23 protein-coding genes are annotated in these 22,519 nt (G+C 67.0%); 18 read left to right on the forward strand and 5 right to left on the reverse strand.

Annotated elements, in window-relative coordinates:
* The 4 genes from KVS69_RS14390 to KVS69_RS14405 all read right to left on the reverse strand — a co-directional run.
* Positions 1–632, reverse strand: a 632-nt coding sequence (locus KVS69_RS14390) for a hypothetical protein (protein ID WP_217538663.1), incomplete at its 3' end; no start/stop codon positions are given.
* Between the two features lie 138 nt (positions 633–770).
* Positions 771–2,561, reverse strand: coding sequence for a sensor domain-containing phosphodiesterase (locus KVS69_RS14395; RefSeq protein WP_217538664.1), 1,791 nt, complete (start codon positions 2,559–2,561; stop codon positions 771–773).
* Between the two features lie 104 nt (positions 2,562–2,665).
* Positions 2,666–3,034 carry a response regulator gene (locus KVS69_RS14400; RefSeq protein WP_095362691.1) on the reverse strand — a complete coding sequence of 123 codons (369 nt, stop codon included), beginning with the start codon at positions 3,032–3,034 and terminating at the stop codon, positions 2,666–2,668.
* Positions 3,027–4,184 (reverse strand): ATP-binding protein, encoded by a 1,158-nt coding sequence (locus KVS69_RS14405; RefSeq protein WP_217538666.1) that lies wholly within the window; start codon positions 4,182–4,184, stop codon positions 3,027–3,029. Before KVS69_RS14405 ends, KVS69_RS14400 begins: the two co-directional genes overlap by 8 nt.
* A gap of 157 nt (positions 4,185–4,341) precedes the next feature.
* Here KVS69_RS14405 and KVS69_RS14410 point away from each other — a divergent pair, with 157 nt between their 5' ends.
* The 9 genes from KVS69_RS14410 (at position 4,342) to KVS69_RS14450 (ending at position 13,836) form a co-directional block, all read left to right on the forward strand.
* On the forward strand, positions 4,342–7,440 hold the full coding sequence (locus KVS69_RS14410) for a response regulator (RefSeq protein ID WP_217538668.1): 3,099 nt from the start codon (positions 4,342–4,344) through the stop codon (positions 7,438–7,440).
* Positions 7,437–8,261 carry a CheR family methyltransferase gene (locus KVS69_RS14415; protein WP_068854687.1) on the forward strand — a complete coding sequence of 275 codons (825 nt, stop codon included), beginning with the start codon at positions 7,437–7,439 and terminating at the stop codon, positions 8,259–8,261. The genes KVS69_RS14410 and KVS69_RS14415 overlap by 4 nt, the downstream gene beginning before the upstream one ends.
* A complete protein-coding gene (locus KVS69_RS14420; RefSeq protein WP_217538670.1) occupies positions 8,261–8,845 on the forward strand; it encodes a chemotaxis protein CheB in 585 nt (194 codons plus the stop codon). Before KVS69_RS14415 ends, KVS69_RS14420 begins: the two co-directional genes overlap by 1 nt.
* Complete coding sequence (locus KVS69_RS14425; protein WP_068852699.1) at positions 8,842–9,957, forward strand: hybrid sensor histidine kinase/response regulator; 1,116 nt, start codon at positions 8,842–8,844, stop codon at positions 9,955–9,957. The genes KVS69_RS14420 and KVS69_RS14425 overlap by 4 nt, the downstream gene beginning before the upstream one ends.
* A gap of 54 nt (positions 9,958–10,011) precedes the next feature.
* Positions 10,012–10,470, forward strand: coding sequence for a manganese-binding transcriptional regulator MntR (mntR, locus tag KVS69_RS14430; RefSeq protein WP_068852696.1), 459 nt, complete (start codon positions 10,012–10,014; stop codon positions 10,468–10,470).
* Positions 10,457–10,987 (forward strand): tRNA adenosine(34) deaminase TadA, encoded by a 531-nt coding sequence (gene tadA, locus KVS69_RS14435; RefSeq protein WP_217538672.1) that lies wholly within the window; start codon positions 10,457–10,459, stop codon positions 10,985–10,987. Before mntR ends, tadA begins: the two co-directional genes overlap by 14 nt.
* A 66-nt stretch (positions 10,988–11,053) precedes the next feature.
* Positions 11,054–11,626 (forward strand): oligoribonuclease, encoded by a 573-nt coding sequence (gene orn / locus KVS69_RS14440; protein ID WP_093535972.1) that lies wholly within the window; start codon positions 11,054–11,056, stop codon positions 11,624–11,626.
* A gap of 89 nt (positions 11,627–11,715) precedes the next feature.
* A complete protein-coding gene (locus KVS69_RS14445; protein WP_068852687.1) occupies positions 11,716–12,585 on the forward strand; it encodes an EcsC family protein in 870 nt (289 codons plus the stop codon).
* Positions 12,586–12,723: 138 nt separating this feature from the next.
* On the forward strand, positions 12,724–13,836 hold the full coding sequence (locus KVS69_RS14450; protein WP_217538673.1) for an alkene reductase: 1,113 nt from the start codon (positions 12,724–12,726) through the stop codon (positions 13,834–13,836).
* Positions 13,837–13,904: 68 nt separating this feature from the next.
* Here KVS69_RS14450 and ppsA read toward each other — a convergent pair whose 3' ends face one another.
* Entirely contained in the window at positions 13,905–16,283 is a 2,379-nt protein-coding gene (gene ppsA / locus KVS69_RS14455) for a phosphoenolpyruvate synthase (RefSeq protein WP_095362685.1), read from the reverse strand.
* A gap of 144 nt (positions 16,284–16,427) precedes the next feature.
* Between ppsA and KVS69_RS14460 the strand changes: the two genes are divergently transcribed.
* The 9 genes from KVS69_RS14460 to KVS69_RS14500 all read left to right on the forward strand — a co-directional run bounded on the left by KVS69_RS14460 (position 16,428) and on the right by KVS69_RS14500 (position 22,402).
* Positions 16,428–17,249, forward strand: coding sequence for a pyruvate, water dikinase regulatory protein (locus KVS69_RS14460; protein WP_068852678.1), 822 nt, complete (start codon positions 16,428–16,430; stop codon positions 17,247–17,249).
* 86 nt (positions 17,250–17,335) lie between these two features.
* The gene (locus tag KVS69_RS14465) at positions 17,336–17,848 is read left to right on the forward strand and encodes a DUF1249 domain-containing protein (protein ID WP_093535966.1); all 513 of its coding nucleotides are present in this window, start codon (positions 17,336–17,338) and stop codon (positions 17,846–17,848) included.
* Positions 17,849–17,909: 61 nt separating this feature from the next.
* Entirely contained in the window at positions 17,910–18,398 is a 489-nt protein-coding gene (locus KVS69_RS14470; RefSeq protein ID WP_217538674.1) for an 8-oxo-dGTP diphosphatase, read from the forward strand.
* 221 nt (positions 18,399–18,619) lie between these two features.
* Positions 18,620–19,234 carry a CDP-alcohol phosphatidyltransferase family protein gene (locus KVS69_RS14475; protein ID WP_217538675.1) on the forward strand — a complete coding sequence of 205 codons (615 nt, stop codon included), beginning with the start codon at positions 18,620–18,622 and terminating at the stop codon, positions 19,232–19,234.
* Positions 19,231–20,223: a class III poly(R)-hydroxyalkanoic acid synthase subunit PhaE gene (phaE, locus tag KVS69_RS14480; protein WP_217538676.1), complete on the forward strand. Its 993-nt coding sequence runs from the start codon at positions 19,231–19,233 to the stop codon at positions 20,221–20,223. Before KVS69_RS14475 ends, phaE begins: the two co-directional genes overlap by 4 nt.
* Positions 20,220–21,287, forward strand: a complete 1,068-nt coding sequence (phaC, locus tag KVS69_RS14485) for a class III poly(R)-hydroxyalkanoic acid synthase subunit PhaC (protein WP_068852663.1) — start codon at positions 20,220–20,222, stop codon at positions 21,285–21,287. The genes phaE and phaC overlap by 4 nt, the downstream gene beginning before the upstream one ends.
* Positions 21,287–21,658 (forward strand): YfeK family protein, encoded by a 372-nt coding sequence (locus tag KVS69_RS14490; protein ID WP_068852660.1) that lies wholly within the window; start codon positions 21,287–21,289, stop codon positions 21,656–21,658. The genes phaC and KVS69_RS14490 overlap by 1 nt, the downstream gene beginning before the upstream one ends.
* Before the next feature lie 88 nt (positions 21,659–21,746).
* Positions 21,747–21,953: a PspC domain-containing protein gene (locus tag KVS69_RS14495; RefSeq protein WP_068852656.1), complete on the forward strand. Its 207-nt coding sequence runs from the start codon at positions 21,747–21,749 to the stop codon at positions 21,951–21,953.
* Positions 21,950–22,402 carry a hypothetical protein gene (locus tag KVS69_RS14500; RefSeq protein ID WP_083214167.1) on the forward strand — a complete coding sequence of 151 codons (453 nt, stop codon included), beginning with the start codon at positions 21,950–21,952 and terminating at the stop codon, positions 22,400–22,402. Before KVS69_RS14495 ends, KVS69_RS14500 begins: the two co-directional genes overlap by 4 nt.
* The last annotated feature ends 117 nt before the right edge of the window (positions 22,403–22,519 follow it).

Below are 22,519 nucleotides of genomic sequence, written 5' to 3' on the forward strand. Positions count from 1 at the left end.
AGTCCTTCCCGAAACTCCGATGGGTCTTCTTCACCGCTGGACGCATAGTTGTCAATGGCAGGAACATCCGACGAGCCTTCGATCGGGCCTGCGCGGGGGTAGTCACGGAGCGGGTAAAAGCGCGTGTACGCCTTCCCGCCCACCAGATCCGGTGCATCCACGAACGTCAGGAACCGCGTCTCCTCCTGCGCGCCAGTGGCCTTCAGCAGCGCACCTGCGCCAGTGAACTCCCAGCGGCAGATCCCACGCCCGTAGTAATCCTGGTCCTTCATGCGGTCCAGATACACAGTGCCTTGGTATTCCTCGTCGGAGATGCGGGTCAGCTCCAGTGGCTCCTGGCTGGTGATGCGCGATGCTGTGCCCGTGACCGTTTCGATGTTGCCGCACTGGTCTTCATTGATGACGTCGTACTGGGCGGTCCCGCGGACATGCTGGAACGCGCCGGGTGCGCCATGGAGACGCAGCGTGATCTGGTATGCCTTGACCGGTGCTGGGTTGAGGGTGGCAAGCCCACGCCCACCGGCAGCGACATCGGCTTCGGCGTTGGACAGGTCATGGCTCATGGCAGGCTCCGAACGGTTACAGGCCGTCATCAATACGGCGGTCAGGCAGAACAGGGTCAGTCGCTTCAAGGTGGCACTCCAGCCAGGCGTTCGCGTACAGGGCCGCGCAGCGAATCATCGGGGCGAACGAGACAGATCGCCGGTACCCCGATGCTAGCAGGACAGGCCGATTCGCCTGTGTGTACTGGTCACGGTTCCGACCGAAGGCTAGTCGCTCTCGATATCGCTCGGCGGCCCGGCGCGACAGGCCAGTACCAACTGCGTGACGGCATCGGCACTCATTGGCCGGGCCAGGTAATACCCCTGCGCCTCGTTGCAGTCCCACAGCCGCAGCAGCGACAGTTCGGACTCATGCTCCACACCCTCGGCCACGGTGCGATAGCCCAGCTGCTGGGCGAGCCGGATGATGGCCTCCACCTTCAGCCGCGCGGTGCGCGAGCGCGCCAGGCCGGTGACCAGGCTCTGGTCGACCTTGATGTGGCTGATTGGCACTTCGCTCAGGTACCCGAAGTTGCTGTAACCACTGCCGAAGTCGTCGATGGCGATGCGCACGCCGGCGGCGGCCATCGCGCGCAGCTGGGGCAGCGCGGCGGGGTGGCTGTGCAGCCACTGGCCTTCGGTGATCTCTACTTCAATCTGTGAGGGCACCAGCCCGTTCGCCTGCAGGCGCTCGGCCATGCCGGTCCACAGGTTGGCGTTATCGAAATCGCGGGGGGACAGGTTGATCGACAACGTGAATCCCGGCAGCAGCTGCTGCCAGCGCGCCGCCTGCGCGAACGCGTGCTCGATCACCCATTGGCTGAGCGCCGGCATCAGCGCCGTGCACTCCAGCACCGGAATGAACTCACCCGGGGTGATGGGTCCCAGCATCGGGTGGGTCCAGCGCAGCAACGCTTCGGCCGACACCGGCTGGCCATCGCGAAGGTCATAGCGCGGCTGGTAGACCAGGCTGAACTGGTCCTGGGCCAGCCCGCGCGCGGCATCCGAGGCGAGCCGGTAGCGGCGGCGCAGGTGCGCATCGCGGTCGGCCGAGTACCAGCACAGGCACGCGTCGGTCTGGAGTGCGTGGTTCAAGGCCACCATGCATTTGCGCACCAGGTCGCCGGCTTCATCCGGATCGGCACGGAAATCGCACAGCCCGGCGTGGAACTGCGGCGACATTGGAATGCTGCCGACCATCAACGGCCGCCGCATGCGCTCGCGCAGCCGCTGCATCAACGCCTCGACCTGCGCGTGGTCGTGGTTGCGCACCACAAAGGCGAACCGGGTGGAGGCCACGTGGTAGACCTGCACGTCGTCGGTCAGCACTTCCTGCACGCGCAGCGACGCCTGCCGGAGCAGGGATTCCACCGGTTTGAGGCCCAACGCCTGGCCGGCGTCATTGGCGCTCTGCAGGTCGAACACATCCAGCAGCACGCCGGTGAACTGGCTGCCACCGTCCTGGCGGCCGAGCACGCTCAGGTCGGCCTGGAACTGCTGGCGGTTGGGCAGCCCGCTGATCGGCTCGCGCCGGCCCAGCGACATCTTCAGTTCCATCTGGTTGACCACGATCCGCGCCAGGGTCTGCAGCTGGCGCTGCTCGTCGGCGGTCAGCACGCGCGGGGTGCGGTCCATCAGGCACAGCGTGCCCAGCGCGATGCCGTTTCGGGTCACCAGTGGCGCGCCGGCGTAGAAGCGCATCTGCTCGGGGCCGGCCACCAGCGGGTTGTCGTGGAAGCGGGGGTCCTGGCGCAGGTCTTCGATCTGCAGGATCCCGCTGGACTGCAGCGCGCACGAGCAGATCGAGTGGTGGCGGTCGGTGCGTTCCAGCGCCAGCCCGACCCGCGAGATGAAGCGCTGCGAGTCGGCGTCGACGATGGAGATCAGCGCAATGGCGGTGCCGAAGGTAAACGCCGCCAGTTCGGTGACCGGGTCCAGCGAGCGCCCCAAGGCGGGATCCATCACGTTGAGCGCTTCGATCAGCGCAATGCGTTCCAGATCCTGGCTGCGGTCGAGCATTCCGTGCGTCCTGTCAAACGGAGTACGCAGGTACTATCCCGCCGCGTTTGCAGTGCCGGTGTGAAGTGCGCCGTTCAGGTATGAAGCATTCACCTCGGCGCGCATCAGGTCGCCGGCGACGATTCCTTCAACAGCGTCATCAATTGCTTGAGCCGGTAGGGTTTCGGCAGGAATTCAACATTATCGGGAAGCGGCGGCAACTGGGAGCGCGCATAGCCGGACGACAGGATCATCCGGGCGTTCGGCAGGGCATTGGCGACATGCGCGCTCAGTTCCAGGCCGCTCATGCCTTCGGGCATGTTGATGTCGCTGAACACGACATCGAAACCGCCGTTCAGGTCGATCAATTGAACGGCCGACGGGCCGTCGGTCGCCGTATGCACATCGATGCCGAAATCACGCAGCGCCTGTCCGATCAGCTCGCGCAGGTCTTCCTGGTCTTCGACCATCAACACACGAAGGGGCTCAGACATGCGCGACTTCCTCTAGGGCAGGTAACAACAAACGGACAGTGGTGCCGCGTCCGGGGGCGGTCTGTACATCGACGAAACCGTCGCACTGGGACACGAAGCCAAATACCTGGCTCAGGCCCAGACCGCTGCCCTTGCCGACTTCCTTGGTGGTGAAGAACGGTTCGCTGGCACGCTCGGCCACATCCGGGGGCATGCCATTGCCGTGGTCCGTCACCGCGATGGCCACATAGCGGCGCTGCGTGGGGTTGGCCAGGTCCGGGGCCAGGCGGTGTTCGGCCGTGGCACTGATGGTGATGGTCCCGCCCTGCGGCATGGCCTCGCAGCTGTTGAGCAGCAGGTTCAATACAGCGGTATGCAACTGTACGCCATCGGTGGTGATTCGAGGTAGGTCGAAAGGCACTTCCAGACGCAGCCGGATGTTGTCCGGGCAGGCCCGCTGCAGCACCGGAAGTTCCTGTTCGAACAGCCGCGCTACCTGCAAAGGCTCGCGTACCAGGGTCTGGTCGGCCGAGAACGCCAGCAGCTGGCGGGTCAGCAGCGAGCCCCGGTCGGCGGCGGCCTGGGCCATTTCGGTCAGTTCGCGGGTGCGCGCATCGGCGCCGGGGCGCAGCGAGATCAGGTCAAGCGCGTTGCCGATGGTGGTCAGCAGATTGTTGAATTCGTGCGCCAGCCCACGCGTGAGCCGGCCCACGCCCTCGAACTGCTGCAACTGCTCGCGTGCACGCTGGGCGTCCTGCAGCAGGCGCTGGGCGTGGTAGCGCTCGGTGACGTCCTGGGTGACCTTGACGAAGCCGAGCAGGGCGCCGTCCTGGCGCACGGCTTCGATCACCTCGCTGGCGCGGAAGCATTCGCCGCTGCGGCGCACCCGCCAGCCTTCGCCAGCGTAGCGGCCATGCTGCTCGGCTTGGCCGAGGGTGTGTTCGGCGGTGCCGGAGGCGCGTTCGTCGGGGGCGTAGAACAGCCGCACGTGCTGCCCCATGACTTCTTCGGCGGAATAGCCCTTGACCCGCTGGCAGCCCCGGTTCCAGCTGCGGATGCAGCCTTGAGCGTCTAGCAGGTAAATCGCGTGATCGGATACGTGATCGATCAACAGCTGCAACTGCAGACGATCATCAGCAAGCGGCGCGATATCGGTGACTGCCTGGACCACGGCGGCGGTTTTACTCCCCTTTAAGGGGCTGAACCGTAGAAGTCGGGATGTGAAGATAGTGTCAACATTGGTTCTGAACACGTCGCCATTTGGCGTATAACGCCCGAATTCACAGTTCGGTTAACATCGAACCCCTTTTCACCCTGGAACCGTGTGCATGAATGCAGCGCCAACCGCTCGCGATCGCTGGATCTGGCTGGCATCGGCCGGCCTGATGGCCTTCACCATCGGCCTGGAGCTGGTGGTGCCGCTGGGCTATGCGGTGTGGCTGACGTACTTCATCGCGGTGGGCGTCACCCTGTTCCAGCGCCGGCTGGAGGTGCCGCTGCTGGTCGCTGCCGGCTCGTGCATCCTGCTGGTCGTCGGGTACCACCTGGCCCCGGCGAGCACCAATTCCGCATTTTCATTCGTCAACCGCACCATTGGCGGGATCTGCTTCCTGTTGATGGCGTTGACGGTGATCAAGGCCATCCAGGCCCGGCGTACGGCCGCCGATGCGCTGTGGCTGCAGGAAGGCGAGAACGCGGTGACGGTGAGCCTGCGCGGGGATCCGGAACCGCGCACGCTGGCCGACGAAGCCATGCGCACGCTGTGCGCGCAGCTGAACGCGGATGTGGGTGCGGTCTATCGCCTGCAGGGCGAACGCCTGGTGCTGGTTGGCGGCGCGGCGCTGCCGCCGCACCTGCCCGATTCCCTGATGGCGTCTGCCGGGCAGTGGGGCGAAGTCCTGCGACAGGGCCAAGCCCGTCGGCTGGAAGAAAGCGAAAGCCTGCTTGAGATTGAAACCGCGCTGGGCCGCACCCCCGTGCACCAGCGCCTGCTGGGACCGATCACCGCTGATGGCGCGGTGATCGGGTTGATCGAGCTGGGGCGCGCGGGCGTGTCCCCGGCGCGTTCACTGGAACTGGAACTGCTGTTGCAGTGCGCCGAGCCGATCGGCATGGCGCTGCGCACCGCACTGCTGCGCGCGCAGCTGGTGGAGCTGCTGGAAGAAACCCAGCGCCAGAGCGAAGAGCTGCAGACCCAGCAGGAAGAGCTGCGGGTGGCCAATGAAGAGCTGGAAGAACAGAGCCGCAGCCTGCTGCACTCGCAGGCCAACCTGGAACAGCAGCAGGCCGAGCTGGAACAGACCAACGTGCAGCTGGAAGAGCGCACCCATGAACTGGAATCGCGCCAGCAGGCGCTGCTGATCGCGCAGGGTCAGCTGGTGCAGAACAGCCGCGAACTGGAGGCCAGTTCGCGCTACAAGTCCGAGTTCCTGGCCAACATGTCGCACGAGCTGCGCACCCCGCTCAACAGCGCGCTGATCCTGGCCAAACTGCTGGCCGACAACAAGGACGGCACGCTGACCGCCGAACAGGTCAAGTACGCGCAGGCCATCCACTCGTCCAACAACGACCTGCTGGCGCTGATCAACGACATCCTGGACCTGTCGCGCATCGAAGCCGGGCATGTCGAACTGGCCGAAGAAAACCTGGCGGTGTCCAGCGTGCTGCAGCGCCTGAAGGAGACCTTCGAGCCGCTGGCCGCGCAGAAGGGCCTGGCGCTGGACATCCGCGCCGACACCGATGCGCCCAGCCAGCTGGTGGCCGACGGCCAGCGCCTGCAGCAGATCCTGAAGAACCTGCTGGCCAACGCGGTCAAGTTCACCGAACACGGCAGTGTCTCGCTGGTGGTGCGCGGCAACGGGGCAGGGCGCATCCAGTTCGCGGTGACCGATACCGGTATCGGCATTCCGCAGGCGCAGACCGACGTGATCTTCGAAGCGTTCCGCCAGGCCGATGGCAGCACCCGGCGCCGTTACGGCGGCACGGGCCTGGGCCTGTCGATCTCGCGCGACCTGGCCGCGCGCATGGGCGGCAGCATTTCCGTGTCCAGCGAGCCCGGTCGCGGCAGCTGCTTCACCCTGGACCTGCCGCTGGCGGCGGGTACTGCGACGGCAGCGCCGATGGCGGCGCCTGACGTGCGCCCGGCGCCGGCCGCCAAGCCGGCCGCACCGGCGCCGCTGTTCGGCAGCGCGCATGACGCGTCCGCCGCTGCCCCTTCGCCGCGCGTGGTGGATGACCGTGGCCGCCGCAGCCGCGCCGGGCGCATGATCCTGGTGGTCGAGGACGACGTGACCTTCGCCGAGGCGCTGGTGGGCATGGCCCATGAGCTGGACTTCGACTGCGTGGTCGCGCAGACCGCCGAAGAAGCCCTCGCGCTGGCCGCCGAGCTGCGCCCCAACGGCGTGCTGCTTGATATCGGCCTGCCCGATGTGTCCGGCCTGAGCGTGCTGGAGCGGCTCAAGCGCGACCCGGCCACCCGGCATATCCCGGTGCACGTGGTCTCCGGGCTGGAACGCTCGCAGGTGGCGATGGAGCTGGGCGCGATCGGGTATGTGATCAAGCCTGCCACGCGCGAACGCCTGGTCGAGGCGATCCAGCAGCTGGAAGCCACCAGCGAGCGCGACGTGCGCCGCCTGCTGATCGTCGAGGACGACAGCGCGCTGCGCTCCAACCTGCAGCTGCTGCTGGGCCGCGACCAGCTGGAAATCACCGCGGTGGGCAGCCTCGCTGAAGCAAAGGCCGAACTGGGCACCTCCACCTTCGACTGCATGGTCACCGACCTGGCGCTGCCCGACGGCACCGGCTACGACCTGCTCGAATACATGGCCGGCAACGAGGCGGTCGCCTTCCCGCCGGTCATCGTCTACACCGGGCGCGCACTGACCCGCGACGAAGAGCAGCGCCTGCGCCGCTATTCCAAGAGCATCATCATCAAGGGCGCGCGCTCGCCCGAGCGCCTGCTCGATGAAGTGACCCTGTTCCTGCACAGCGTGGAAGCCTCGCTGCCCAGCGACCAGCAGCGCCTGCTGCGCGAAGCGCGCCGCCGCGATGCGGTGCTGGACGGGCGTACCGTGCTGCTGGCCGAGGACGACGTGCGCAACATCTTCGCCCTGTCCAGCGTGCTGGAGCCGCTGGGAGTGAAGCTGGAAATCGCCCGCAACGGTCGGGAAGCCCTGGACAAACTGGGCCCTGACATCGACCTGGTGCTGATGGACATCATGATGCCGGAGATGGACGGGCTGACCGCAATGCGCGAAATCCGCCGCGACAACCGCTGGCGCGACCTGCCGATCATCGCGCTGACCGCCAAGGCCATGCCCGATGACCGCGAGCATTGCCTGCAGGCCGGTGCCAACGATTACATCGCCAAGCCCATCGACGTGGACAAGCTGGTCTCGCTGTGCCGCGTGTGGTGTTCGCGCCGATGAACGACGCCGAGCTGTTCGACCTGGAGTTGCGGCTGCTGTTGGAGGCCGTATACCAGCGCTACCACTACGACTTCCGCGACTACGCGCTGGCGTCGCTGCGCCGGCGCATGCGCCACGCCATGGCCCGCTTCGAGTGCGACAACATGGGCGCGCTGCAGCACCGGCTGCTGCATGAGCCGGAGACCTTTGCGCTGGCCATGCAGTACTTCACCGTGCAGGTCTCGGAAATGTTCCGTGACCCGGCCTACTTCCGCATGCTGCGCGAGCACGCCATCCCGGTGCTGCGCACCTATCCGTCCATCAAGCTGTGGATCGCCGGCTGCAGCACCGGCGAGGAAGTGTGGTCGCTGGCGATCCTGCTGCAGGAAGAAGGCCTGCTGGACCGCGCCATCATCTACGCCACCGACATCAACCCCGATGCGCTGGAAGCCGCCGAAACCGGCGCGTTCGCGCTGGACCGGATGGCCCAGTTCAGCCGCAACTACCTGGAGGCGGGCGGCACCGGTTCGTTGTCGGATTACTACAGCAGCGGCTACGGCAGCGTAGTGTTCGACCGCCGGCTCAAGCGCAACATCGTGTTCGCCGACCACAGCCTGGCCACCGACACCGTGTTTTCCGAAGTACACCTGGTGTCGTGCCGCAACGTGCTGATTTACTTCCAGCGCGCCCTGCAGGACCGCGCCATTGGCCTGTTCCATGAGGCGCTGGTGCACCGTGGCTTCCTCGGCCTGGGCAGCAAGGAATCGCTGCAGTTCGGCGAGCACGCTGATGAATTCGAAGCCTGCGCGCGCGAACAGCGCCTGTACCGGAAGCTGGCCTGATGGACGCCACGGTCGAGCAGCCCGAGTTCGAGGTCATCGTGGTCGGCGCCTCCGCCGGCGGCGTGAGCGCGCTGCAGCAGCTGCTGGCCGCGCTGCCGGCGGACCTGCCGATGCCGGTGCTGGTGGTGCTGCACCTGCCACGTGACCGCCCGAGCCGGATCGCCGACCTGCTCGGCCTGCGTTGCCCGCTGGCGGTATGCGAAGCCGAGGACAAGCAGCCGCTGGCGCCCGGTACGGTGACCTTCGCGCCGCCGGACTACCATCTGCTGGTCGAAAGCCGCAGCACCCTGGCGTTGTCGGTGGACGCGCCGGTGCTGTTCTCGCGGCCGGCGATCGACCCGCTGTTCGAAAGCGCCGCCGAGGTGTTCGGCAGTGGCGTGCTCGCCATCCTGCTGACCGGGGCCAGCAATGATGGCAGCGCCGGCGTTGCCGCGGTCCGCAGCGCCGGTGGGCAGGCCTGGATCCAAAGCCCCGATGATGCCTATTCCCCGATCATGCCGGCGGCTGCGCTGGCACATGCCGGCGCCGATGCGGTGCTGACGCTCACCTCCCTATGCTCGCGCATGAAAGGCCTTGCCCGATGAACCTTATCGAGTCCACCACGACGCCGGCCACCGAGCGCGTGAACCTGCTCATCGTCGATGACGTCCCGCAGAACCTGGTCGCCATGGAGGCGCTGCTGCGCCGCGACGGCCTGGACATCCTGTGCGCGGCCTCGGGTGCCGAAGCGCTGGAACTGCTGCTGGAACACGAAGTGGCGCTGGCGCTGCTGGACGTGCACATGCCGGAGATCGACGGTTTTTCGCTGGCCGAGCTGATGCGCGGTTCGCAGCGCAGCCGCGACGTGCCGATCATCTTCCTGACCGCCTCGCCGAACGACCCGGTGCGCGCCTTCAAGGGCTACGAAAGCGGCGCGGTGGATTTCCTGCACAAGCCGATCGAGCCGCAGGTGATCATGAGCAAGGTCAATGTGTTCATCGAGCTCTACCAGCAGAAGCAGCTGCTCAAGGCGCGCAACCAGGCCCTGGAGCACGCGCTCAAGCTCAATGAAACCATGATGGCGGTGCTCACCCACGACCTGCGTACGCCGTTGTCGGCGATCCTGCTGTGCGCCGACAAACTGTCGCTGGACCTGCCCGACGACCCGTCCGCACAGCAGACCCTGGTGCACCTGGAAAACAGCGCGGTGCGCATGGCGCGGATGGTCGAGCAGCTGCTGGATTTCTCGCGGATCCGTAGCGGTGGCCTGCGCCTCCAGACCGAGGAATGCGACCTGGCCGAGGTGGCCGCCGTGGTGGTCAACGAGGTCGGCCGCGCCCACCCGAAGGCGAAGATCGAGCTGCAGGTGGAGGGCGACACGCGCCTGCAGGGCGATCCGGACCGGCTGGCGCAGCTGCTCTCCAACCTGATCGGCAACGCGGTGCTGCATGGCGGCGATGCGCCGGTGCAGGTGCTGGTGCGTGGCCTTCCCGGCGATTCGCTGCGGCTGCAGGTGCGCAATGCCGGGCAGATTCCCGAAGCGCTGCTGCCGCGCCTGTTCGAGCCGTTCAAGGCCAGTTTCCACGACAGCCGCGGGCTTGGGCTGGGGCTGTTCATTGCCCACGAGTTCGCCCGGGCGCATGGGGGGTTGCTGTCGGCGCGGAACCTGGAAGGGGCGGTGCTGTTCGAGACCGGGTTGCTGCGTCGGGCGGACTGAGCCTGGCCGGTCTGCCATGACGGGCAGGGCCCGTCACTACGGTAAACTGGAGGCATGTCGCCTTCCCGTGCCAAGACCGCCACCCCGCTGATCGATGCCCAGGTGCACGTGGAGGGGTTCGTGCAGGTGCGCGAGGCGCGCCGCTCGGAGCTGGTCGAAGACTACGTGGAGCTGATCGCGGACCTGATCGCCGATGGCCGCGAGGCACGCCAGGTGGACATCGCCACCCGCCTGGGCGTTGCCCAGCCCACGGTGGCCAAGGCGCTCAAGCGCCTGGTCAAGGAAGGCTGGGCGATCCAGCGGCCGTACCGGGGCGTGTTCCTGACCCCGGCCGGCGAACAGCTGGCGGTGGAAATGCGCGCCCGCCACCAGACCGTGGAGCGTTTCCTGCTGGCGCTGGGCGTGGATGCCGATTCGGCCCGACGCGATGCCGAAGGGATTGAACACCATGTCAGCGAGGCCACCCTGGCGGCCTTCGACGCATTCCTGCGCAAGGCCGATGGTCGTGGTTGAGCGCCTGCCGCCGCCTCCGCCGCTGGGCGTGCCGGTGCACGACCAGGACGAATACTGGATGCAGCACGCATTGGGCCTGGCTGCACGCGCCGAGCGCGAGTTCAACGAGATCCCGGTCGGTGCGGTGCTGGTGGGGGCCGACGGCACGCTGCTGGGTGAAGGCTGGAACCTCAACATCGCCGACCACGACCCGAGCGCCCACGCCGAGATCGTGGCGATGCGCCAGGCGGGCAGGGCGCTGGCCAACCACCGCCTGCTGGGCAGCACCCTGTACGTGACGCTGGAGCCGTGCGCGATGTGCGCGATGGCAGTGGTGCATGCGCGGGTGGCGCGGCTGGTGTATGCGGCCACCGATCCCAAGACCGGGGCCTGCGGCAGCGTGTTCGACCTGCTCGGCGACGCGCGCCACAACCACCGCGTGGAACTGCACGGCGGGGTGCTCGCCAAGGAAGCCAGTACGCGGCTGACCAATTATTTCCGGGCCAAACGCGGCAAGCCGCCGCTGCTGCTGGAATGATTTCACGGCCGGGCCACGCCGCGAAGGCGGTATCATGTCGCATTACACTCTGCACAAGGGCATGACATGGCGGACAACGGCGCCGAAGGCGAACGACTGATCTGGATCGACCTGGAAATGACCGGTCTGGATACCGACAACGATTCGATCATCGAGATTGCCACCGTCGTCACCGATGCGCAGTTGAACGTGCTGGCCGAGGGCCCGGAGTTCGCCATCCACCACCCGGTGGAGCGCCTGGAAGCCATGGACGAATGGAACCGCAACCAGCACCGCCGTTCCGGGCTGTGGCAGCGCGTGGTCGACAGCCAGGTGACCCTGGCGCAGGCCGAAGCGCAGACGGTGAATTTCCTGGCGCAGTGGATCAAGGCCGGCGCCTCGCCGATGTGCGGCAACTCGATCTGCCAGGACCGCCGTTTCCTGCACCGTGAAATGCCGCGCCTGGAGAAGTACTTCCACTACCGCAACCTGGACGTGTCCACGGTGAAGGAGCTGGCCCGGCGCTGGGCACCGACGGTGGCCGCCGGCGTGGGCAAGACCTCCAGCCATACGGCGCTGAGCGACGTGCACGATTCCATCGCCGAACTGCGCCATTACCGGCAGTTCATGGGGGCGCTGTCCGGCCTGCCGGTGGCCTGACCTCCTGAACGTTTCACGTCCCCGTGGTCCGGCCAACGGCCGGGGCTGCCGTCGTGCTTCATTCAATCTGCGGGCGGTATGATCCGGGCATGAGCCATATCGTCCGTATCGTACCGCCGCCGCTGGAAGCACAGATCCTGCCGACCTCGCAGGACTGGGCCGACCTGCAACGGGCGGTGGGCCTGCTGGAATCGCCCACGCTCACTGCCAAGATGGCCAACCTGATCGGTTCGCCGCTGGAGTTCGCGGTGAAGAAGCTGCCGCAGTCGGTGTCGCGGCGCATCCACGGGGCGGTCGAGGCGGCGCTGTTCAAGTCGGCGCAGGCGGCGTTGTGGAGCATGGACAACACCCCCGGCAAGGCCGCATCCACGCGCTGGCACAAGCTGGCGGCCGCCACCACCGGTGCGCTGGGCGGCGCGTTCGGCTTCACCGCGCTGTTCCTCGAGCTGCCGGTGTCGACCACGATCATGATGCGCTCGGTCGCCGACGTCGCGCGCAGCGAAGGGTTCGACCTGAGCGAGATGGGCACCCGCCACGCTTGCCTGGAAGTGTTCGCGCTGGGCGGCAACTCCGGCCAGGACGACGCCAGCGAGACCGGCTACTACATCACCCGTGGTTTCACCGCCGAAGTGATGCGCCACCTGTCGGCCGAGCTGGCCGGCGCTGCGGTGGGCGGCGGTGGCGTGATGATCGGCCTGACCCCGAAGGAAGCCGGCAAGTGGCTGGCCAAGATCGTTGAAAAGGTCGCCGCCCGCTTCGGCGTGGTGGTTACCGAGAAGTTCGCCGCCCAAGCGGTGCCGATCATCGGCGCCGTAGCCGGTGCCACCCTGAACACCATGTTCACCGACTACTACCAGGACATGGCGCGCGGCCACTTCATCGTCCGCCGGCTGGAAAAGCAGTACGGCTACGAAACCGTGCGCGCCGCCTACAACCAGCTCGCAGGCGAAACCCCGTAGCGACACGCCATGCGTGTCCCAGGCGGTCCTGGCGTTCGATCATTGCACCCACGGCACAACTGTTTTGCCGCCATGGCGCTTTTTGCCGCGTTGGGTCGTCCCCATCCTTGGGCCAGTCGATTACCAAGGACCTCCCCCATGCTGTTTACCCCCTACCGCCTCGGCCCGCTGACCCTGCCCAACCGCATCGTCATGCCGCCGATGACCCGCTCCCGCGCGGCCAGCGGCAACGTCGCCACCCCGCTGATGGCCCAGTACTACGCCCAGCGCGCCTCGGCCGGCCTGATCGTCAGCGAGGGCACCCAGATCAGCCCGCAGGGGCAGGGCTACGCCTGGACTCCCGGTATCCACGATGACGCCCAGGTCGCCGGCTGGCGCGGCGTGACCGACGCGGTGCACGCCGCCGGCGGCCGCATCTTCGCCCAGCTCTGGCACGTAGGCCGCGTTTCGCACGTGGACCTGCAGCCCAACGGCGCCGCACCGGTTTCGTCCTCGGCCCTGCAGGCCGAAGGCGTCAAGGTCTTCGTCGACGTCGCCGGCACCGGCCCACAGGGCGGGGTAGGCGAGATGGTCCAGCACTCCATGCCGCGCGCCCTGGACATCAGCGAAATCCCGCAGATCGTGCGCGACTACGCGCTGGCCGCCCGCCGCGCCATCGACGCCGGCTTCGACGGCGTTGAGCTGCATGGCGCCAACGGGTATCTGATCAACCAGTTCATCGATTCGCAGGCCAACCAGCGCACCGACGGCTACGGTGGTTCGCTGCAGAACCGCCTGCGTTTCCTGCGCGAAGTGGCCGAAGCAGTCGCCGCCGAAGTGGGCGCTGACCGCCTCGGCGTGCGCCTGGCCCCGCTGACCACCCTGCAGGGCGCGGTCGACGACACCCCGCAGGCCACCTACCTGGCCGCCGCGCACATCCTGGACAGCATCGGTGTGGCCTACCTGCACATCGCCGAAGCGGACTGGGAGGACGCCCCGGTGATGCCGGTGGCGTTCAAGGAAGCGCTGCGGATGATCTATCGCGGCACCCTGATCTATGCCGGCAAGTACACCGTCGAGCGCGCCGAAGAAGCGCTGGCCAAGGGCTGGGCCGACCTGATCGGCTTCGGCCGGCCGTTCATCGCCAACCCCGACCTGCCGCTGCGCCTGCAGCACGGCCTGGAATTGAACGCGCCGGACAAGGCAACGTTCTTCGGCGGCGCCGAAGCCGGTTTCACCGATTACCCCAGCGCCGAAACAATCGAAGCGTAGTGACACGCCACGCGTGTCAACGCGGAGCCTGAACACAAAAAACCCCGCCGAAGCGGGGTTTTTTGTTATCAGCCCTTGGCCTTGAGCTTGGCCAACCGCAGCCAGGTATCGACCACGGTGTCCGGGTTCAGCGACACCGACTCGATGCCTTCCTGCATCAGCCATTCGGCCAGGTCCGGATGATCGGACGGGCCCTGGCCGCAGATGCCCACGTACTTGCCCTTGGCGCGTGCCGACTTGATCGCCATCGACAGCAGCTTCTTCACCGCCGGGTTACGTTCGTCGAACAAGTGCGCCACGATCGACGAATCGCGGTCCAGGCCCAGCGTCAGCTGGGTCAGGTCGTTCGAACCGATCGAGAAGCCGTCGAAGATTTCCAGGAACTCATCGGCGAGCAGCGCGTTGGACGGCACCTCGCACATCATGATGATCTTCAGGCCGTTCTCGCCCTGCTTCAGGCCGTTCTGTTCCAGCACCTCGACGACCTTGCGGCCTTCTTCCAGCGTGCGCACGAACGGAATCATGACCCACAGGTTGTCCAGGCCCATCTCGTTGCGCACGCGCAGCACGGCCTTGCACTCCAGCGCGAAGGCGGCCGAGAAGCTCGGGTCGACATAGCGGCTGGCGCCGCGGAAGCCGATCATCGGGTTCTCTTCGTGCGGCTCGTAGCCGCTGCCGCCGATCAGGTTGGCGTACTCGTTGGACTTGAAGTCCGACAGGCGCACGATCACCGGGTTCGGCGCCACCGACGCGGTCAGCGTGGCAATGCCTTCGGCCAGGCGGTTGACGTAGAAGCTGACCGGATCGGCGTAACCGGCGATCTTCTCGTCGATCTTCTTCTTCGTGGCCGCATCCTGGCGGTCGTATTCCAGCAGCGCGTTGGGATGGATGCCGATGTGGCTGGCAATGATCATCTCCAGGCGGGCCAGGCCGATGCCGGCGTTCGGCAGCTGGCCGAAGTCGAAGGCACGTTCCGGGTTGGCCACGTTCATCATGATCTTCAGCGGCGCCGGCGGCATGTTGCCCAGGTCCGTGGTGGTGCGCTCGAAGTCCAGCTTGCCTTCATAGATGAAGCCGGTGTCGCCCTCGGCGCAGCTGACCGTCACTTCCTGGCCGTCCTGCAGCACCTGGGTGGCGTTGCCCGAGCCGACCACGGCCGGAACGCCCAGCTCACGCGCGATGATCGCCGCGTGGCAGGTACGGCCACCGCGGTTGGTGACGATCGCCGAAGCGCGCTTCATCACCGGCTCCCAATCGGGGTCGGTCATGTCGGCGATCAGCACGTCGCCCGGCTGCACGCGCGCCATGTCTTCCAGCGACTTGACCACGCGGGCCACGCCGGCACCGATCTTGGCACCCACCGCGCGGCCTTCGGCCAGCACCTTGCCGTCCTTCTGGTTCAGCGCGAAACGCTCGATCTGGGTGGCATGGCCACGCGACTTCACCGTTTCCGGGCGCGCCTGCACGATGAACAGCTTGCCGCTCACGCCGTCCTTGGCCCACTCGATATCCATCGGGCGGCCGTAATGCTTTTCGATGATCAGCGCCTGCTTGGACAGTTCCTGCACGTCCTCGTCGCTGATCGAGAAGGTATTGCGGATCTCCACCGGGGTGTCTTCGATGCGCACGCGCTCACCGGGCACGTCCGAATACACCATGCGGATCGCCTTGCTGCCCAGCGAGCGGCGCAGGATGGCCGGCTTGCCCGCATTGAGCGTGGGCTTGTAGACGTAGAACTCGTCGGGGTTGACCGCACCCTGCACGACCATTTCGCCCAGGCCGAAGCTGGAGGTCACGAAGACCACGTCGCGGAAGCCCGATTCGGTGTCCAGGGTGAACAGCACGCCGGACGAGCCCACGCCCGAGCGCACCATCAGCTGCACGCCGGAAGAGAGGAACACGTCTTCGTGCTTGAAGCCGTGGTGCACGCGGTAGGCGATGGCACGGTCGTTGTACAGCGAGGCGAACACTTCCTTGACCTTGTGCACGACATCGTCGGCACCGGTGACGTTGAGGAAGGTTTCCTGCTGGCCGGCGAAGGAGGCATCGGGCAGGTCTTCGGCGGTAGCCGAGGAGCGCACCGCCACGGCCACGTCGCCGCCGCCGTTTTCGTCGCACAGCTGCCTGTAGGCGCTGCGGATGTCCTGGTCCAGCTGCGGCTGCAGCGGCGCGTCGATCACCCAGCCGCGGATTTCCTTGCCGGCAGCGGTGAGCGCGGCGACATCTTCCACGTCCAGCGTGGCCAGCTTGTCGAAAATGCGCTTGGACAGATCGTTGTGCGCGATGAAGTCCTTGAAGGCTTCAGCGGTGGTTGCGTAACCGCCGGGGACGGATACCCCCAGACCGGCAAGATTGCCGATCATTTCGCCCAGCGACGAATTCTTGCCGCCTACGCGGGCCAGGTCGGCCAGGCGCAGTTCGTGCAACCACAGGATATTCTCGTTCAAGCGCGATGCTCCGTTTGGCCATCGCCCGAGGCGGGCTTGGATGGCCACGTCCGTAGGAAGAAGCCGATATGATGCCGGGCATACCGCCGTCGGCACAAGCTTGTATCGTCGGCCTTTTTAAGCTTCAGAGGGGGTAAATGGCGCATGTCGACGATCCGTCCGGTGTTTTACGTATCCGATGGAACCGGTATCACCGCTGAAACCATTGGGCATAGCCTCCTGACCCAGTTCTCCGGGTTCAGCTTCATCACCGATCGAATGTCGTTCATCGACGATCCGGAAAAGGCCCGCGAAGCCTGTGAACGGATCCGCGCGGCGGGGGAGCGCTACCAGGTCCGGCCGATCGTGGTCAGTTCCTGCGTGGACAGCGGGCTGAGCATGATCCTGGCCGAGAGCGGGGGGCTGATGCTCGACGTGTTCGCCCCCTTCATCGAGCCGCTGGAGCGCGAACTGGCCGTGAACCGCCATTCCCGGGTGGGCCAGGCGCACGGCATGGTGGACTTCGAGACCTACCACCGCCGCATCAACGCGATGAACTTCGCGCTGACCCACGACGACGGCATCGCCATCAACTACGACGATGCCGACGTGATCCTGGTGGCGGTGTCGCGGGCCGGCAAGACCCCGACCTGCATCTACCTGGCCCTGCATTACGGGGTGCGCGCGGCCAACTACCCGCTGACCGACGAGGACCTGGAGCAGGACCGCCTGCCGGCCCGCCTGCGGCCCTACCGCAAGAAGCTGTTCGGGCTGACCATCGACCCGGACCGGCTGCAGCAGATCCGCCAGGAGCGGCGCCCGAACTCGCGCTACGCCAACCTGGAGACCTGCCGGCGCGAGGTCGCTGCGGCCGAGACCATGTTCCGGATGGAGCGCATTCCCACCCTGAGCACCACCCATACCTCGATCGAGGAGATCTCGAGCAAGGTATTGACCACGCTGGGGCTGCAGCGCGAGTTGTATTAACGGAAGGCGTCACGACCAACGGTCGTGACCTACCGGCGCAGCGGGCGCGTCCCCACGTTTGATTCTTCAACGTGTAGGATCGAGACATGGCCCAGGCATCACCCCGCATCGAACGCATTCCCCGGCTCAGCCGCCTGAGCTGGCTGATGGGCCTGTATGCCGAGAACTACCGCCACCTGGTGCGGCTGTTCGAACCGGCCGGGCTGGAACCGGGCAGCTACGTGTCCTCGGTGGGGGATGGCCTGGATGTGCGGCTTGATGTCATCGAATGCCATCCCTACACGGTCGAACTGCGCCTGACCTATGACTTCGCCGACCCGGTGACCGGCCAGCCCGACCCGTCGGCCTATGTGCGCCTGTACCGCGATGCGCGCCAGGCCGAGACCACCCATTGCTACGTGGGCCGTCGCTGGCAGGACGTGGTGGGCATGTACCCGCCGCCGGCCGAGCTGATCAGCCACCGCATGCGCATGAACACCTTCCTGGGCAAGTGGCTGGAATACCTGGCCGAGCGCGGCCATGGCGTGGCCACCCTGCGCCGCGACCACAACGCGCTGGCGGCCCCGGCCGACACCCGCCGCGCCCAGGTGGCCGGCTGAGCGACCGGCCCGGCACGGATCGCGCATAATCGGCGATTGTGTCCTGCGAGCCGTTGCCTCCATGCCCTATACCCCGATCGTGGCCACGCTGGGCTACGTGCTGTCGCCCGATGGCCGCCAGGCCCTGATGATCCACCGCAACGCACGGCCGGGTGACCAGCACCTGGGCAAGTACAACGGACTGGGCGGCAAGGTCGAGCGCGACGAAGACGTGGCCGCCGGCATGCGCCGGGAAATCCTCGAGGAGGCCGGGATCGAGTGCGGCACCATGCGGATGCGCGGCACGATCAGCTGGCCCGGGTTCGGTAAACACGGCGAAGACTGGTTCGGCTTTGTGTTCGTCATCGACGACTTCACCGGCACGCCCCTGACCTCGAACCCGGAGGGCGCCCTGGAGTGGGTGGACGTGGACAAGCTGGAGACCCTGCCGTTGTGGGAAGGCGACCGCCAGTTCCTGCCGCTGGTGTTCGACGAGGACCCGCGCCCGTTCCATGGGGTGATGCCGTACCGCGACGGCACGATGCAGTCCTGGTCGTACACCCGGCTTTGACGATAGGCGCGGCTTATCCACAGGGGGTGTGGATGACCGGTGCGTAAGTTTGTGGATAACGCGCGGCGGCGACCAGCCCCCATGGCTGTCAAGATGGGTGGCTAAAAATTCGCCGCTGGTCAGCATCGCGTGAGCACGATGCGAAGGTCGGCAACCGTGAAGGCTGTCGCGGTTCGGCCCGGTCGCGGTACTCTTTCGGCATTGCCGCCCACCGAGCTTCCATGAAACGTCACTTCACGATGCTGCGCGAGTTCCACCTGGCCGACTGGTTCACCCTGGCCAACGCGTTCTGCGGTACCGGTGCGGTGTTTGCGGCCATGCGCTACCTGCAGGACGGCGAGCGCAGCTACCTGCTGTTCGGCATGGCGCTGATCCCGATGGCCTTCATCTTCGATGCGCTGGACGGGCGGATCGCGCGCTGGCGCAAGTCCAGCTCGACCCTGGGCCGCGAGCTGGACTCGCTCTCGGACGTGATCTCCTTCGGCGTGGCCCCGGCCGCGCTGGCCTATGCCTGTGGCATGCAGGGCGGCTGGGACTGGCTGGTCCTGAGCTACTTCGTCTGCTGCGGGGTGAGCCGCCTGGCCCGCTACAACGTGACCGCCGAAGCGTTGGCCGGCGATGGCGACAAGGTGCCGTACTTCGAGGGCACGCCCATTCCGACCAGCCTGGCGCTGGTGGTGGTGCTGGCCGTTGCCGCCAGCATGGGCGCGATCGGCCATGACCTGTGGCTCGGCCGCTGGCAGCTGGGGCCGTGGCAGCTGCACCCGCTGGTGCTGCTGTTCGCGCTGTCGGGTTCGCTGATGATCAGCAAGACCCTGCGCATTCCCAAGCCATGAATACCGCCGGCGGCGGCCACGACGCAGGCGACTTCGAGGCGCTGGCCCGGCAGTACTTCAGCGCCTGGGGCGATGCGCTGCGGCACGCCGCGGCCCCCACCGGGGGCGACACCACCGGCGCCGCGCCGGGCACCTGGCAGCAGACCATCGAGGGCTGGGCGCAGCTGATGTCCAACCCGGGCAACCGCCAGTCCGAGGACGCCGTGCACCGGTTCCGCGAGCAGGCCGGCGGCTGGTACGGCACCATGCAGCAGGTGGCCGCGCGTTTCGCCGGCCAGGACAGCAGCAGTGCCGATATCGCCCAGGCGTGGCGCGAGGCGGTGGAGGGGCAGGGCGACGGCCTGCTCAAGTGGATGCTGCAGGGCGCGCGCGGGCATACCCAGGCCGGTGGGCCGGATCTGCTGGCGCTGCTGGAACGGCTGCAGCAGGACCTCGGGCCGTGGCTGCAGAGCCCCGCGTTCGGGCCCGGTCGCGAACACCAGGCGCGCTGGCAGGCGCTGCTGCGCGCCCAGCAGGAGTACCAGGGCCACGCCCGTGACTACGTGGACCAGATCAAGCAGGCGCTGGACAATGCGTTCACCCTGTTCGAGCAGCGCCTTGCCGAGCATGAGCAGCCGGGCAACCAGCTGACCAGTGCACGCGCGATGTTCGACCTGTGGATCGAGGCGGCCGAGGAGGCCTACGGCAAAGTCGCGATGTCCGAACCGTTCCAGCAGGTCTACGCCGCGCTGGGCAACGCGCAGATGCGCCTGCGCGGCGCGGCGCAGCAGGAAGTGGAGCGGATCAGCGAGGCGTTCGGCCTGCCGACCCGCACCGAGATGGATGCCGCGCACCGGCGCATCACCGAACTGGAGCGGCTGGTACGGCGCATGGCGGCGGCAACCAGGCGCTCGCCGTCGCCCGCTGCCGGCACGCCGGAAAAGAAGCCTGCGAACAAGCCCGCGAAGAAGGCCGCGCCCAAGCCGCGTGCGCGCAAGGCGGCCCCATGAAGGGACCGCTGGGTTTCAATGCCGAAGACCTGCTGCAGGAAACGCTGTCCATGCAGCGCAAGCTGATGGATGGCCTGAAGCTGCTGCCGTCGGTGGAGGACGTGGATTACGGCGCCACCGCGCGCGAGGAAGTCTGGCGCGACGGCAAGGTCACGCTGTACCGCTTCGTCGGTGAGCAGGCGCCGGTGCAGCGCACCCCGCTGCTGATCGTGTACGCGCTGGTCAACCGCCCCTACATGGTCGACCTGCAGGCCGACCGGTCGCTGGTCCAGCGCCTGCTGGCGCTGGGGCACGACGTGTACGTGCTGGACTGGGGCTACCCGGACCGCTCCGAGCGCTACCAGACCCTGGAAGACTACCTGCTGCGCTATGTCGAGGGCGCCGTCGACCACCTGGTCGCCGCCAACGACGGCGCACCGGTCAACATGCTGGGCGTCTGCCAGGGCGGCGTGTTCGCGCTGTGCTACGCCGCGCTGCGCCAGCCCAAACTGGCCAACCTGATCACCATGGTGACCCCGGTGGATTTCCAGACCCCGGACAACATGCTCTCGCACTGGGCGCGGCAGGTGGACGTGGACCTGCTGGTGGACACGCTGGGCAACATCCCGGCCGACCTGATGAACGCCAGTTACCTGATGCTCAAGCCGTTCCGGCTCAACATCCAGAAGTACGTGGGGTTGCTGGACATCCTCGATGACAAGGCCGCACTGCAGGACTTCCTGCGCATGGAGAAGTGGATCTTCGATTCGCCCGACCTGGCCGGTGAGGCCTTCCGTGACTTCATCAAGCAGTTCTACCAGGGCAACGGCCTGATGCGTGACGGGGTGACGATCGGCGAGGAGCATGTCGACCTGCGCCAGGTCACCCTGCCGGTGCTGAACATCTACGCCGAGCAGGATCACCTGGTGCCGCCGGATGCCTCGCGCGCGATGGGCGCGCGGATCGGCAGCACCGACTACACCGAAAGCAGCTTCCGCGGCGGCCATATCGGCATCTACGTCTCCGGCCGCGCCCAGCGCGAAGTGCCGGGGACCATTTCGGCCTGGCTGGCGGAGCGCAGCTGATGGACATCCGAAAGAGCGCGTTGCTGGCCATCCTGCTGGCCGCCACCGCCGGCAGCGCGTCGGCAGCGCCCAGCGAGGCGGCCCGCCGCGAGATTGGCGCCCTGATCGGTGCGCTGGACGGCTCGTCCTGCCGCTTCCAGCGCAACGGCAGCTGGCACGATGCCGCCGAGGCGCGTGCGCACCTGCAGCGCAAGTACGATTACCTGCTGAAAAAAGACAAAGTGGATACCGCCGAGCAGTTCATCGAGCGTGCCGCCAGCCAGAGCAGCATCAGCGGCAAGGCGTATCGGATTGCCTGCCCGGGCCAGCCCGAGCAGACCGCGGCGGCGTGGTTCGGCGCGCGCCTGCAGGCGCTGCGCCAGCCGCGCTGAACCGGGCCGGTCCGCCGCTCCATTCAAAACGCATCGGCTACACACCCGCTGCGCTACCGTTCCCCCATTACCGTTGGAGGACCTCGCCATGAACACCACCGCCCCCCGCACGCTTTCGCGTTCGCTCAACGACCGCATGATTGCCGGGGTGATGGGCGGCATCGCCCACCGTTTCGGCTGGAGCCCGACCCTGCTGCGCGTCCTGTTCGTGCTGGTGTCGCTGGCGTCGGCGGCGTTCCCGGGCATCCTGGTGTACCTGGTGCTGTGGCTGCTGATCCCCAACGAGGCCGATTGAGCCTGCCGCCACCGGCGCTGCGCGCGCTGCAGGGGCTGGGGGCGGTCTGGACCGCGCCCAACACCCTGATCGGCGTGCTGGGCGGGCTGGCCGGCATGCTGGCCGGCGCGCGCCCGTACTGGAGCCGGCGCGACTGTGCGCTGGTGTTCCGAGAGTACCCTTGGGGGCCGGGCGGGGCGATCACCTTGGGCAACGTGATCCTGCACACCGGTGCCAGCCTGGAGATCCCCTGCCGCACCTATGCGCACCAGGCCGGACACTGCACCGAGCCCGTGATCGGCCTGCATGACCACGAACGCGCGCATGTCTACCAGTACCTGGTGCTGGGGCCGTTCTACCTGCCGGTGTACCTGCTGTGCGGTGGGGTGAGCGCGCGCAACCCGTTCGAGCGCGCGGCGGATCTGTACGCGCTGCACGGTCACGGCTGGTGGCCGTTAAAAAAACGGTAAGCAATGCGCCGGTAACGCGACGTCATCTGCATGCAAACAAACGTCATTAGCCTCCTGACACACCAGTCAGGTTGGGCGCGCTAAGCTGTGCCGGCAGTACCTGCATGACGTTTCTGG

Origin of the sequence: Stenotrophomonas sp. GbtcB23 (assembly GCF_019091045.1) — a bacterium.
GTDB classification, from domain to species: Bacteria; Pseudomonadota; Gammaproteobacteria; order Xanthomonadales; family Xanthomonadaceae; genus Stenotrophomonas; species Stenotrophomonas rhizophila_A.